This window comes from Sphingomonas sp. Leaf25, assembly GCF_001421635.1.
Lineage (GTDB): Bacteria > Pseudomonadota > Alphaproteobacteria > Sphingomonadales > Sphingomonadaceae > Sphingomonas.
Genome location: NZ_LMKU01000030.1, coordinates 222,746 through 235,456, shown reverse-complemented (window position 1 = coordinate 235,456; position 12,711 = coordinate 222,746). Strand labels below are relative to the sequence as shown.

12 protein-coding genes are annotated in these 12,711 nt (G+C 66.9%); 7 read left to right on the top strand and 5 right to left on the bottom strand.

All coding sequences use genetic code 11. The features are described from left to right. Positions 1-173, top strand: a 173-nt coding sequence (locus tag ASE78_RS19905) for a helix-turn-helix domain-containing protein (RefSeq protein ID WP_156351519.1), incomplete at its 5' end; no start/stop codon positions are given. A 538-nt stretch (positions 174-711) separates the two neighbouring features. Here the strand turns inward: ASE78_RS19905 and ASE78_RS14985 are convergent. After that, entirely contained in the window at positions 712-2,676 is a 1,965-nt protein-coding gene (locus tag ASE78_RS14985) for a glycoside hydrolase family 127 protein (protein WP_056498148.1), read from the bottom strand. A gap of 367 nt (positions 2,677-3,043) precedes the next feature. On the opposite strand from ASE78_RS14985, the gene ASE78_RS14980 reads away from it, so the two are divergent. Together ASE78_RS14980 and ASE78_RS14975 are read left to right on the top strand one after the other, a co-directional pair. Next, entirely contained in the window at positions 3,044-3,565 is a 522-nt protein-coding gene (locus ASE78_RS14980) for a hypothetical protein (protein ID WP_056498145.1), read from the top strand. Next, positions 3,562-4,089, top strand: a complete 528-nt coding sequence (locus ASE78_RS14975) for a hypothetical protein (RefSeq protein WP_056498143.1) — start codon at positions 3,562-3,564, stop codon at positions 4,087-4,089. The genes ASE78_RS14980 and ASE78_RS14975 overlap by 4 nt, the downstream gene beginning before the upstream one ends. 315 nt (positions 4,090-4,404) lie before the next feature. On the opposite strand, the gene ASE78_RS14970 is transcribed toward ASE78_RS14975, so the two are convergent. From ASE78_RS14970 to ASE78_RS14960, 3 genes are all read right to left on the bottom strand, one after another. Continuing rightward, complete coding sequence (locus ASE78_RS14970; RefSeq protein ID WP_056498140.1) at positions 4,405-5,187, bottom strand: formate/nitrite transporter family protein; 783 nt, start codon at positions 5,185-5,187, stop codon at positions 4,405-4,407. A 238-nt stretch (positions 5,188-5,425) separates the two neighbouring features. Continuing rightward, positions 5,426-7,216 carry an IlvD/Edd family dehydratase gene (locus tag ASE78_RS14965; RefSeq protein WP_056498138.1) on the bottom strand — a complete coding sequence of 597 codons (1,791 nt, stop codon included), beginning with the start codon at positions 7,214-7,216 and terminating at the stop codon, positions 5,426-5,428. A 17-nt stretch (positions 7,217-7,233) separates the two neighbouring features. Beyond that, a complete protein-coding gene (locus ASE78_RS14960) occupies positions 7,234-8,364 on the bottom strand; it encodes an aldose epimerase family protein (protein WP_056498136.1) in 1,131 nt (376 codons plus the stop codon). 136 nt (positions 8,365-8,500) lie between these two features. Here ASE78_RS14960 and ASE78_RS14955 point away from each other — a divergent pair, with 136 nt between their 5' ends. After that, positions 8,501-9,817 (top strand): sugar MFS transporter, encoded by a 1,317-nt coding sequence (locus tag ASE78_RS14955; protein WP_056498134.1) that lies wholly within the window; start codon positions 8,501-8,503, stop codon positions 9,815-9,817. Positions 9,818-9,827: 10 nt separating this feature from the next. Next, on the top strand, positions 9,828-10,814 hold the full coding sequence (gene araD1 / locus ASE78_RS14950) for an AraD1 family protein (protein ID WP_056498132.1): 987 nt from the start codon (positions 9,828-9,830) through the stop codon (positions 10,812-10,814). A 112-nt stretch (positions 10,815-10,926) separates the two neighbouring features. Here araD1 and ASE78_RS14945 read toward each other — a convergent pair whose 3' ends face one another. Then, positions 10,927-11,385 carry an NUDIX domain-containing protein gene (locus ASE78_RS14945; protein ID WP_055758901.1) on the bottom strand — a complete coding sequence of 153 codons (459 nt, stop codon included), beginning with the start codon at positions 11,383-11,385 and terminating at the stop codon, positions 10,927-10,929. 104 nt (positions 11,386-11,489) lie between these two features. On the opposite strand from ASE78_RS14945, the gene ASE78_RS14940 reads away from it, so the two are divergent. After that, positions 11,490-11,879 (top strand): HIRAN domain-containing protein, encoded by a 390-nt coding sequence (locus ASE78_RS14940; RefSeq protein ID WP_056498130.1) that lies wholly within the window; start codon positions 11,490-11,492, stop codon positions 11,877-11,879. Positions 11,880-11,920: 41 nt separating this feature from the next. Next, entirely contained in the window at positions 11,921-12,688 is a 768-nt protein-coding gene (locus ASE78_RS14935; RefSeq protein WP_056498198.1) for an SDR family oxidoreductase, read from the top strand. The last annotated feature ends 23 nt before the right edge of the window (positions 12,689-12,711 follow it).

Here is a 12,711-nt window from a genome sequence, read left to right as displayed (position 1 = left end):
AGGGGTCCTTTTTCGACGCCGATCACCCCGCTACCGGGGTCCCTTTTCCACGCCGATCCACACTCCTCGACGCCGGGACCAGCATCAACGCTACGGCCAAGAAGCTGCGGATTGGCGTTGCTACCGTTCACCGCATCAAAACGAGAATGTCAGCACACGCTCAAGCAATCTGACCATCACCCCCAGCGTGAGGTACGACATGCAGGCTATCCGCATATCAGTTCGCGCCGCACCAGCGGTAATCTGCTCGCACAAACCAACCATCAAACACGGCGAACCTTTTGCCGATGTCTGCGCAAACACGTCATTCTTTCGCCACCCACACGCCGACCCCTATGGCTCCGACCCGTCGTTTCGGGAGTGGCTGACACAACGCGTGCAAGACGCTGTTCGACAAGATCGCCTGAAACGCTGGATTACATGGTCAGACGCGAGCGTAACCTCATTTCCCGAGCCAGATTTGAAGCCCCATTTGCGACCACCGCCGCACGGACATCATGGAGACCAACATGGCCGATGACGCTCAACCAACGGAAAAAGCGCAGGGCGATGTTCGTCAGGATGATCCGATGCAACCAGACATCCAAACCGTCATCGATAGCCTCGAAACACGCTCAAAGGCAGATCGAGCAGCGTTGCTCAAGGCTCTTCTCGACGGTTGCAAACCAGAGACCAGTACGCATCCTGTAAGCGGCACCACTCTCCCCTACATCACGCGGCTTCGCCGCTCCCGCCCAGTTTCCAGTAGGTCGCATAGCGTTCGTGCGCGATGCGGTGGTAGGGGATCAGCCGCACCGGCGCACCGTCGGCGGCGGGGATCGTGAATTCCAGCGCCCCCGGGCCGGGGCGGATCGCCGCGACCAGTGCGTCGGGATCGCCGGCAAGGACCGGGACCGCGACCGGCGTGTCGTTATACTCGCCATATCTGCGTTCGTTGATGATGATGTCCGCGCCGGGCGCAAGACCCTGCCGCCCGAGCGCCCCGGCCAGCACCAGCGGGCCATGGGTGAAGGCGACGATGTCGGGCGCGGTCGGCGCGACATGGACGGCGGAGCGCATGACCAGGCGCAGTTCGACCTCGTCGCCTTTGCGCCACGTCCGCTGCACGTCGATATAGCGGCCGGGCGTAGTCGAGCGGACCGTCTCGACGCCGTTGACCAGCACGGTGGCGGTGGCGCTCCATTGCGGATGGCGCAGTTTCAGCGTGGCATCGACCGGGCGGGGCGAGGACCAGCGCAGCCGCGTATCGGCGGTATCGGGAAACTGCGTGACCTGCGTCACGACCGCGTCCTTCGCCTGCCAGCGCACCGTCGAGGGGATGAACAGGTTCACATAGAGTGCGTCGTCACCCTGGAAATAGATCGAGTCGCGATATTTGACATGGTTTTCCATGCCGGTGCCGGTGCAGCACCAGAACGAGTCCTCCGGCGTGTGATAGAGCTTCATATAGCCCGGCCGCGCGCCCTGGAAATAGGTCGCCATGCCGCTGTCGGGGTCCTGCGAGGCGAGGATGCCGTTGTAGAGCGTGCGTTCGTAATAATCGGCATAGGCGACCTGCGGATCGTGCAGGAACAGCGCGCGGGTGAGGCGCAGAATGTTGTGCTGGCAACAGGTTTCCGACCCCTTGGCCGAGAAGACATGGTCGGCGATGTCGGCGGCGGCGAAGAAATGTTCGTTGTCGCCATGCCCGCCGGTCACGAACGACCGGGTCTGCGCGACGGTGCGCCAGAAGAAGGTGGCGGCGCTGGCATAATCAGGCTTGCCGGTCACTTCCCACAGGCGGTGATAGCCGATGATCTTGGGGATCTGCGTGTTGGCGTGCAGCCCGTCGAGATGATCGCGCTCCTTCGCCAGCGGCGCGAGGATCGCCTTTTGCGCGAAGCGTTCGGCGGTGGTGCGATAGTCGGCGTTGCCAGTCATGACATAGAGGTCGGCGAACACCTCGCTCATGCCGCCGTGTTCGGTTTCCAGCATCGTTTCGACCTGCGCATCGCCCATCGACCGGGTGGCGACGACCGCCCAGTCGGCGAAGCGCAACAGCACCGCGCGTGCCGGCGCGCTGTCGGCCAGCAGCGCGGCGTCGCGCAGACCGGCATAGAGTTTGTGCAGCGTGTACCACGGCACGCCGGTGATCGGATCGCCGCGCAGATGGGCGGCGATCAGTGCCGCGCCGCCCGGAAAGGCGCAGACGAGGCCGGAGTTCGCCGCCTGCTGGCACGCCGCCAGCTCGCGCGCGATATGGTCGATCCGGCGGCGATAGTCGGTGTCGCCGGTCGAGCGCCACGCCAGCGCGCAGCCCGACAGATAATGGCCCAGCGTATGGCCATGGCAGTTGATCTCGGCCCACGCCGGTTCGGATTCCCAGCCGCCATAGACCGGTGCCTTGGGGGCGAGGCCCGCGTTCCTGCGGAAATTATGGAGCATCCGGTCGGGCACGAGCGACCGGAGATAGGCTTCGGTCTTGCGCTGCGCGTGGAGGAACGGGCTGTCGGCCAGCGTCACGTCGGCGAGGTCGAATGGCCGGAGCTTCGCCACCGGACCCTGCATCGTTGCGGGGGGTGGCGCTGCGACGGCCTGCCCGGCGATGGTCAGAAGCGGACCGGCGGCCAGCGCGCCGCTCCCCGCATGCTTCAGGAACGCGCGACGTGACGCGCCGGTGCAGCAGGAGTCGGCCAATCCACTATCCTTCACCCAAGTATGTTATTTTGTCCGACAACTATCATGCCACGCTTCATGGCAAAAGATGGCGAACGACCGGTGGCGTCGGAGCCGCCGAACGGTCCCAAGCCGGATCGGCATTCGGCTCTTCCGGTGCAGTCCGTAGTCGAAAACACTACCTTCCTTCGTCACCCCGGACGTGTTCCGGAGTCCACCTAGCCGCGAACGCTGTCGCAAGTGCTTCGAGCGGGATCGATCGTTGTACCGTGGACCCCGGAACGAGTCCGGGGTGACGGAAATGGTCTTTGCTGGCGTCACGGCCGGCTGAATGTCGATCGGCCCTAAGCGGTTGAGGGGGCGGGACGCTTCGCCCATAAGGGTCGCCATGCGTATCCTGTTGCCCCTTGCTCCGCTCGTCCTGCTCGCCGCCTGCGTGCCGCCCGCCGCGCCGCCGGCGGCGATGCCCGATCCCGTTCCGCCGGTACGCCCGGTGGCGGTCGTCGCGCCGCCGCCCGCGGTTGGCGACTGGCGCGATGATGCGGTGACGCCGGGCGACTGGCAGTATCGTGGTCTGGGCAACGGATCGGTCGCGACCTATGGCGCGCGCGGCGGTGCTACCCTTGCGACGCTGCGCTGCGACGCGGGCGCCGGTCAGGTGACGCTGATGCTGGCGAGCAGCCGTCCCGCCCCCGGCACGATCACGATCCGCACGTCGAGCACCCAGCGCAGCATGGCCGTGCGGCCGGTCGCGGGCGGCGTGGCGCTGATGCTGCCCGCCGGCGACCGGCTGCTCGATGCGATCGGGTTCAGCCGGGGCCGGTTCGTGATCGAAGGGGCGGGCGTCGGGCGGCTGGTGCTGCCGGCATGGGCCGAGATTCTGCGCGTGACCGAGGACTGCCGCCGGTGAAGGTCGGCGCGGCGTCGGCGCTGGCGCTGCTGCTCGCCGCCTGTTCGGGCGAGCCGACGCCCGCGCCATCGCCGACGCCTGTCGCGACGCCGACCATCATCGCCAGCGCGCGAACGCTGGCTCCCGGCGAATTGCCCACGCCCGAGCTCGATGGTGCGGCACCGCTTGCCGGCACCTGGCGGTTTCAGGCATCGGCCAGCGGCAGCGCCGCGCGCTACGACAGCGGCGGGACGCTCCGCTTCGCGGTCCGCTGCGATTCCCAGGCGCGGCGAATCGTCTTCGTGGCGGCGGGGGAGGGCAGCGCGATCCGCCTGTTCACCCCCGATGCCGCCGCGACCTTCCCGGCCAAGCGGATCGACGGCGCACTGGAGGCGGCGGTGACGACCGGACAGACCTTCCTCGACGCGCTGGCCAAGGCACGGACGATCGGAGTCGGCGGTGGCGACGGCCCGATCGGGCGGCTGCCCGGCGACCGGTCGATCGGCGATGTCGTGGCGCGCTGCCGTCCCGGCGGCAGGCGATGATCGGTGCATCATGCGTGTAATTCAAGGCTTGTAACCATCGCGGCGATGGCACACATTCGGGGCGCGCTACCAGTCGGGGCGTAACGGCTTTAACTAGCGAAAGGAGGTGATCCGATGTCTCATGGTTCAGCAGTGGGTTCGGTTCAGTTCGTTCGGGAGACGCGCCGCTAGGCACAACGGATCGTGCGGGGAGTATCCTCTCCCAGCCAACGCACGGTTCGGCCACAGGCGGCTCGCATGGTCTCCCGGGCTGGAACTTCCGGCCGCTGACCATGCTTGAGGTCGTCGGGTGTCGAGAGACCCCGGCGGCCTCTTTCATGTCGGCGTACCCTGACGCAGCTTGCGGTGCCCTGCCGCCAGCACGATCGCGACCACCGATCCGCCAAGGATGTTGCCGAGCGTCGCCAGCGCGACGTTGAACGCCGCCGCGTCGATCGGCACCGCCTGCGGATCGATGCCCCACGCGATCGGCAACAGCGACATGTTCGCCACCGAATGTTCGAAACCGCCCGCGACGAACAGCGCGACCGGCCCGATCACGGCCGCGATCTTGCCGCCGATCGACTTGGCACCCGTCGCCATCCATACGCCAAGACACACCAGCATGTTGGCGAGCATGCCCGAGGCGAGCAGCTCGACCCAGTCCTTGCCGAGCTTGGTGGTCGCGGTCTTGAGCGCCGCCGCGCCGACCGCGCCGTCGATCGCTTGCGGCCCGCCCGCCGCCACGAACAAGGCGGCGACCGCGATGCTGCCGACCAGATTGGCGATCCACACCACGCTCCAGTCGCGCAGCGTCTCGCCGATGGAAAGCCGGTCCTGCGCGGCGGGCGGCACCAGCATGGTATTGCCGGTGAACAACTGTGTCCCCGTCACCATCACCAGCATCAGCCCGACCGAAAAGGCGACGCCCGACAGCAACTGCACCGCGCCACCGGGCGTGCCGCCAGCCTGCGCCACCAGATAGCCGATACTGCCGAAACCGATCTGCGCGCCCGCCGCAATCCCGAGCAGCGCCATCGCGCCGAGCGGCGGCCGGGTCTTGGCCAGCATCGCATCGTCGATCGTATCGGCCAGTTCGGCGGCGGTGGTATCGGCCATGGAACGCTCCCATCGGTTTGGGAACGTAACGATGCCGAGGGGTGTCGGGGTCCGCCACACGAAAAACGGCGCGGTTCGTGTCGAACCGCGCCGTCTGTTTTGCCGGAAATGATCCATCGACCTTGCAACAACCGTCATCCCAGCGAAGGCTGGGATCTCCTGGCCGTGGCGCGCGACAAGAACCGCTTGAGGCCCCAGCCTTCGCTGGGGCGACGTTTCCGTTCAGGTGGATCAGGGTCTAGTGATTGTCGCGCGGCAATCCCTGCGTCTGGGCGATGCGCTGATACGCTTCGGCCCCTTCCAGAATCGCACCGGTCGACATCTGGCCGACCACCGACCGCTGGATTTCCTGCCACGGCGTCTGCGATGCGGGATAGCGATACCCGCCGGCGGCTTCCAGCTCCTGGCGGCGAACCGCCAGTTCCTCGTCCGACAGCAGTACGTCGGCGCTGCCCTTGCCCAGATCGATCCGCACCCGGTCGCCGGTGCGCAGCAGCGCGAGGCCACCGCCCGCCGCCGCTTCGGGCGAGGCGTTCAGGATCGACGGGCTACCCGACGTCCCCGACTGACGCCCGTCGCCGATGCAGGGCAGGGCATGGACGCCTTCGGTGATGAGATACGCCGGCGGGCGCATGTTCACGACCTCGGCCGCGCCGGGATAGCCGATCGGCCCGGCACCGCGCATGAACATCAAGGTTTCGGGGGTGATGCCGAGCGCGGGATCGTCGATCCGGTTGTGATAATCCTCCGGCCCATCGAACACGACCGCCGGCCCCTCGAACGCTTCGGGGTCGTTCGGGTTGGAGAGATAGCGCTGGCGGAATTCGGGGCCGATCACGCTGGTCTTCATCACCGCCGCGTCGAACAGATTGCCCTTGAGGACGATGAACCCGGCCTCTTCCTTGAGCGGCTGGTCGAACGGGCGGATGACCTTTTCATCCTCGATGGTGGCCGAACGGCAATTCTCGCCGATCGTCTTGCCGTTCACCGTCATCGCATCTTCCGCGATCAGGCCCTGACCCATCAACTGGTTGATGACCGCCGGCACGCCGCCCGCGCGGTAATAATCCTCGCCCAGATATTCGCCGGCGGGTTGCAGGTTCACCAGCAGTGGGATCTTGTGCCCCTGCTCCTGCCAATCCTCGATCGGCAGGTCGATGCCGGTATGACGGGCGAGCGCCGCGAGGTGGATCGGCGCGTTGGTCGATCCGCCGATCGCCGAATTGACCTTGATCGCGTTGTGGAACGCATCCTTCGTCAGAATGTCGGAGGGCTTCAGGTCCTCGCGCACCATGTCGACGATGCGTTTGCCGGTGTGGTACGCGATCTCCTGCCGGTCGCGATACGGCGCGGGGATCGCCGCCGATCCGGGGAGCTGCATGCCCAGCGCCTCGGCCAGCGAGTTCATCGTCGTCGCCGTGCCCATTGTGTTGCAATAGCCGGTCGAGGGCGCCGAGGAGGAGACGAGGCGGATGAATTCCTTGTTGTCGATCTCGCCCGCCGCCAGCATCTGGCGCGCCTTCCACACGATCGTGCCCGATCCGGTGCGCTCGCCCTTGTGCCAGCCGTTGAGCATGGGACCGACCGACAGCGCGATCGCCGGGATGTTGACCGTGGCGGCGGCCATCAGGCACGCCGGCGTCGTCTTGTCGCAACCGATCGTCAGCACCACGCCGTCGAGCGGATAGCCGTACAGCACTTCGACGAGGCCGAGGTACGCGAGGTTACGGTCGAGGCCGGCGGTCGGCCGTTTGCCGGTTTCCTGAATCGGATGGACCGGAAATTCGAGCACGATGCCGCCCGCCTCGCGGATGCCTTCGCGTAAGCGTTCGGCCAGCACGAGGTGATGGCGGTTGCACGGGGAAAGGTCGCTGCCGGTCTGGGCGATACCGATGATCGGCTTGCCCGACTGCAATTCCTCCTGGCTCAGCCCGAAGTTCAGATAGCGCTCGATATACAGCGCGGTCATGTCGATATTGTCGGGATTGTCGAACCAGGCGCGGCTGCGCAGGGGGGGCATGTCGGTCATCGAGCGGAGCTTTCGGATCAGCGGGTCGTGGAGAGGCGATAGATCATGACGTGGCGGTACGGCTTGCCCGGATCGACCCGGGCCGAGGCGAAGGTCGGCTGGTTGGGCGAATCGGGGAATTTCTGCGGTTCCAGTGCGATGCCGTCACCCATGCGATACAGATGCCCCTGCTTGCCGACATAGGTGCCGTCAAGGAAGTTGCCGGTATAGAACTGGATGCCCGGTTCGGTCGACAATACTTCGAGCACCCGGCCGCTGAGGCTGTCCTCCAGCCGCGCGGCAAGTTCGGGCGTGGGCGTCGGCCCCTTGTCGAGCACGAAATTATGGTCGTAGCCCTGACCCAGCCGGATCTGTTCGTTGCGTCCGTCGCGGATGCCGTCGGCGATCAGCCGGGGTTTGGTGAAATCGAACACCGTGCCGTGGACCGGGCGGATCTGGCCGGTCGGGATCAACCGCGCGTCGACGGGGGTGTAGCTGCCCGCCGGGACGGTCAGCCGGTGCTGTCCGGTGCCACCGGCAGCACCTTCACCGCTCAGGTTGAAGATCGCGTGGTTCGTCATGTTGACGATCGTCGGCTTGGTCGTCGCCGCGTCGAACGCGATGGTCAGGTCGCCCGCCTCATTCAGCGAATAGGTGACGGCGGTGGTCAACTGCCCCGGATAGCCCTGATCGCCATCGGCGCTGACCAGCGTCAGCTTCACCGACGCGGTCGCCCCCGACTTCACGTCGGCCACCTGCCACACCCGCTTGTCGAACCCCTGGGTCCCGCCGTGGAGCGAGTTGGTCTTGTCGTTCTGCGTTAGTTGATAGCTGCGCCCGTCGAGGCTGAACTTGCCGCCCGCGATCCGGTTGGCATAGCGCCCGACGCTCACCCCGAAATAATTGGGGCGCGATTCATAGGTCGCGACATCGTCATAGCCGAGCACCACATCGGCGCGCTTACCGGCGCGGTCGGGGGCGACCAGCGATTGCAGCGTCGCGCCATAGGACAGGATGCGCGCCGACACGCCCTTCGCGTTGGTCAGCACGATCGCCTCGATCGCGGTGCCGTCCTTCAACCGCCCGGCGGCTTCGCGTTTCGCATCGGCGGCCTGCGCCGAACTGATCGTCGCCGCGACCGCCACCGTGGCCAGAGCCCACCGTTTCATTGCTTCCATCTCCCCTCCGCCGCGACCGTTGACGCGGTGCCTTCCGCCATATAGTCAGACAAAAACGTTTAGGGCAAGCGGGTGTCGCCTACCGACGCCGGCCATTGTCATATAAATAAGGGGAGTTTGCGACAAGATGCCGGCACCGATCACTTCCGCGCGCGGTGTGACCGCCGCGCCGCCGGGGGGCAACTACACCTCGGCGCTGACGCTGCTCGCCAGCCTGTTCTTCATGTGGGGCTTCATCACGGTCATCAACAACACGCTGCTGCCGCATCTGCGCAGCGTGTTCGACCTGAACTATACCCAGACCACGCTGATCGAAAGCGTGTGGTTCATCGCCTATTTCTTCGCCTCGATCCCGTCGGCCAAGCTGATCGAGCGGATCGGCTATCAGAAGTCGCTGGTCATCGGATTGCTGGTGATGGCGGCGGGTGCGGCGGGCATGGTGCTGGCCGCCAGCCTGCCGTCGTACGGTGTCACGCTGGTGATGCTGTTCGTGATCGCCAGCGGCATCACGCTGCTGCAGGTCGCGGCCAACCCCTATGTCGCGGTGATCGGCCCGTCGGCCACCGCCTCGTCGCGGCTCAATCTGGTGCAGGCGATGAACTCGGCCGGCACCATGCTCGCCCCGCTGTTCGGCGCGTACCTCATCCTCGGCCGGTCGAAGGGCGGCACGGCGGAGGCGGGCACGGTGCTGACGCAGGCCGAGCGGATGGCCGACGCGCAGTCGGTGATCCTGCCCTATGTGCTGGTCACGATCGTGCTGGTCGTGCTGGCGGTCATCATCGCCCGCTTCCCGCTCCCCGCGATGGGATCGTCGACCAGCCGCGTCGCCAAGGAAGAGCGCCGGAAGCATTCGCTGTGGAACCACCGCAACCTCGTGTTCGGCGTGCCCGCGATCTTCATCTACCTGATCGCCGAGATCGGCGTCGCCAACCTGTTCGTGAACTTCGTCAGCCAGCCCGACATTGCCAACGTCACCAACGAACTGGCCGGACGCTATCTGACGCTGTTGTGGGGCGGGATGATGATCGGCCGCTTCGTCGGCAGCTTTGTGATGCAGAAGGTCGATGCGGCCAAGGTGCTGGCGCTGTTCTCGATCGGCGCGTTCGTCGTGATGCTGGGTGCCACCTTCCTGAACGGTCCCGCCGCGATGTGGTCGCTGATCCTCGTCGGGCTGTTCCATTCGATCATGTTCCCGACGATCTTCACGCTCGGCATCAAGGGGCTGGGGCCGCTGACCGAGGAAGGCTCGGGGCTGCTCATCATGGCGATCGCCGGCGGCGCGCTGGTGGTGGTACAGGGCTGGCTGGCCGACAAATACGGCCTGCAATGGTCGTTCCTGCTGACCGCCGCGTGCGAGCTCTACATTCTGTTCTACGCGCTGTGGGGATCGAAGGTGACGAACCCGATCGCCGATGTTCCCGCCGACACCGACGTCTTCAAGTAAGGAATAGCCGATGACTCTTCGCCTGTTGCAGCGCGTGGCCCCCGCGCGCGCCGTCATCGCCGCGACCGACAGCGGCGCGCACATCGTCCCCGGCGTTGCCAGCGTCCGCGACCTCGCCTTGCGCGCGATCGACGCGGGCCAGTCGATCGCCGACACCATCGCCGCGCTGGGGCAGGGCGAGGCGGTCGACCTGACCGCCTTGTTCGACGCCGGCCAGATCGGATCGCCGATCGACCATGAGGACCCGGCCCATGTCGTGATGACCGGCACCGGCCTCACCCACCTCGGCTCCGCCGAGGGGCGCGACAAGATGCACCGCGCGGCGGCCGAAGCCGCGACCCAGACCGATTCGATGCGGATGTTCCTCGAAGGGGTCGAGGGCGGCAAGCCGGCGGCGGGGGCCGTCGGCCAGCAGCCCGAATGGTTCTACAAGGGCGACGGCGGCCAGATGGTCGCGCCGGGCGGCGACTTCACCATGCCCGCCTTCGCGCAGGACGGCGGCGAGGAACCCGAACTCGCCGGCATCTACCTGATCGGTCCCGACGGCACGCCGCACCGCATCGGCCTGACCCTTGCCAACGAATTTTCGGACCATGTGACCGAGCGCCACAACTATCTGTGGCTCGCGCACAGCAAGCTGCGTCAGGCGTCGCTCGGCCCCGAACTGCTGGTCGGCACCCCCCCCGAGCATGTCGAGGGCACCAGCCGCATCGTGCGGGACGGTGAGACGATCTGGGAAAAGCCGTTCCTGTCGGGCGAGGCGAACATGTCGCACAGCCTGTCGAACCTCGAACATCACCACTTCAAATACGCGCTGTTCCGCCGGCCGGGCGACATCCATGTCCACTTCTTCGGCACGGCGACGCTGTCGTTCTCGGACGGGATCGCGACGCAGGAAGGCGACGTGTTCGAAATCGCGGCGGCCCCGTTCGTCCTGCCGCTGCGCAACACGCTGACGCGGGCGGCAGCGCAGGATGTCAGCGTCCTCCAGCTCTGACCCTCCCGTCATCCCGGCGCAGGCCGGGATCCATGGATACAAGCCGGCGCGCTTCCATCGATGACGCCCGTATCCATGGATTCCGGCCTTCGCCGGAATGACGTCCTGCAGGTCACCCCCCCAGCAACGGCACGATCCGGTCGAGCAACGGCAACTGGCTCTTGAGCATCATCGTCCGCGCCTCGGCGACCGGCATCCAGCGCGCGGCATCGACTTCGGGAAAGGCGCGGCGCCGGCCGCTGCGCGGTGGCCATTCGATCTCGAACGTCATGCTGGTGATCCGCTGCGTGTCGACATCCTGTTCGGCGGCGAACGCCGACACCGACTTGCCGCCCGACTGTTTGACCACGCCCAGCGGCGCGAGCGGGCCGGCGACCGTCACCCCCAGTTCCTCGGCCACCTCGCGCCGGGCTGCATCCTCGACCGCCTCGTCAGGTTCGACATGGCCCTTGGGGATCTGCCATGCGCCAGCCTGTCGCCGCGCCCAGAACGGACCGCCGGGATGCACCAGCAACACCGCCGGCTGCGGCTTGCGGCGATAGAGCAGAATTCCGGCACTGTGTTGCGGCATGGATCGACGGTCCCTGTTCGGGCAATCGTCTGCGTCGCCCTTGTTGCCCAACAGACGCCGCGCGCCCATTTGCGTTCCATGCCGCAGCGACGGGAGCAGATAGTTTGCGTGAACTGAGCCTGTACGTCGTCGGCGCGGACCATCCGAACCGCACGGGCAAGGGCAATCGCCGGTTCGAGATATTGCTGTGCCGGCCCGGCGAACCGGTGCTGCTGGTGCTCGAACCGCGCAACCCGGTCGATCCCGATGCGGTGATGGTGATGAGCGCGCGCGGCGTGCAGATTGGCTATCTCACCGCCGAGCGTGCGCCATGGATCGCCGGCATGTTGCGCGGCGGGCGCGAGGTGCGGGCGATCTTCCAGCAGGCGACCCGGCCGGGGGCCGCGCTCCGTGTCGCGTTCGACGGGGCCACGCCGACGCTGCCCCCGGCGACCGCACCCGCCACCGATCCCGCACCCGATTTCTGGCCGGACGAGATACCGCCTGACGACTGACGATCTTGTCGCCCGCCGCCGCCGGGCGCACAGTGCCGCGCATGGCGCGATCGATCTTCATCACCGGCGGGGCATCGGGCATCGGCCGCGCCACCGCGCAGTTGTTCGCCGCGCGCGGCTGGCGCATCGGCCTCGCCGATATTGATGCGGCGACGCTGACGCGCACCGCCGGGGACCTGCCCGCCGACACGGCGACCTTCGCGTTCGACGTGACGCAGGCGGCGGGATGGGATGCGGCACTCGCCGCCTTTGTCGCCGATGGCGCGATCGATGTCGTGTTCAACAACGCCGGCATCGCCGCCGGCGGGGTGTTCGCCGACATGGCCGTGACCGCGATCGAGCGGACGGTGGCGGTGAACCTGACCGGCGTGTTGCTCGGCGCCCATGCCGCGCATCCGTATCTGAAAGCGAGCGGCGGCTGCCTGCTCAACACCGCTTCGGCCGCCGGCATCTATGGCACTGCCGGGGCAGCGGTCTATTCGGCGACCAAGTTCGCCGTGCGTGGCCTCACCGAAGCGCTCGACGGCGAATGGGCCGCCGACGGCATCGCCGTGCGCGCGCTGATGCCCGGCTTCATCGACACGCCGCTGCTCGACGGCACGCTGACCGGGACCAACCGCACGATCCGCGAGCGCGTGCGCGAGCAGGGGCTGGAGTTCACTTCGCTGGAAACCGTGGCGCAAGCGGCATGGGACGCCGTGCATGGTGGCCCCGTGCTGGTGCCGGTCGGGCCGACCGCGCGGCGGATGCGCTTCGCCGCGCGCTGGTTCCCGAACGCGCTGCGCAAACAGATGCGCGCGCGACGTTAGGCTGATCCAGCCACTGGATCAGC

What these genes read in the sequence shown, in the direction of transcription:
- ASE78_RS14935 (WP_056498198.1), top strand. Translation starts at nt 11,921, where the DNA reads ATGGCGCGATCGATCTTCATCACCGGCGGGGCATCGGGCATCGGCCGC.
- ASE78_RS14955 (WP_056498134.1), top strand. Translation starts at nt 8,501, where the DNA reads ATGCCGGCACCGATCACTTCCGCGCGCGGTGTGACCGCCGCGCCGCCG.
- ASE78_RS14960 (WP_056498136.1), bottom strand. Translation starts at nt 8,364, where the DNA reads ATGAAACGGTGGGCTCTGGCCACGGTGGCGGTCGCGGCGACGATCAGT.
- ASE78_RS14970 (WP_056498140.1), bottom strand. Translation starts at nt 5,187, where the DNA reads ATGGCCGATACCACCGCCGCCGAACTGGCCGATACGATCGACGATGCG.
- ASE78_RS14980 (WP_056498145.1), top strand. Translation starts at nt 3,044, where the DNA reads ATGCGTATCCTGTTGCCCCTTGCTCCGCTCGTCCTGCTCGCCGCCTGC.
- araD1 (WP_056498132.1), top strand. Translation starts at nt 9,828, where the DNA reads ATGACTCTTCGCCTGTTGCAGCGCGTGGCCCCCGCGCGCGCCGTCATC.
- ASE78_RS14965 (WP_056498138.1), bottom strand. Translation starts at nt 7,216, where the DNA reads ATGACCGACATGCCCCCCCTGCGCAGCCGCGCCTGGTTCGACAATCCC.
- ASE78_RS14945 (WP_055758901.1), bottom strand. Translation starts at nt 11,385, where the DNA reads ATGCCGCAACACAGTGCCGGAATTCTGCTCTATCGCCGCAAGCCGCAG.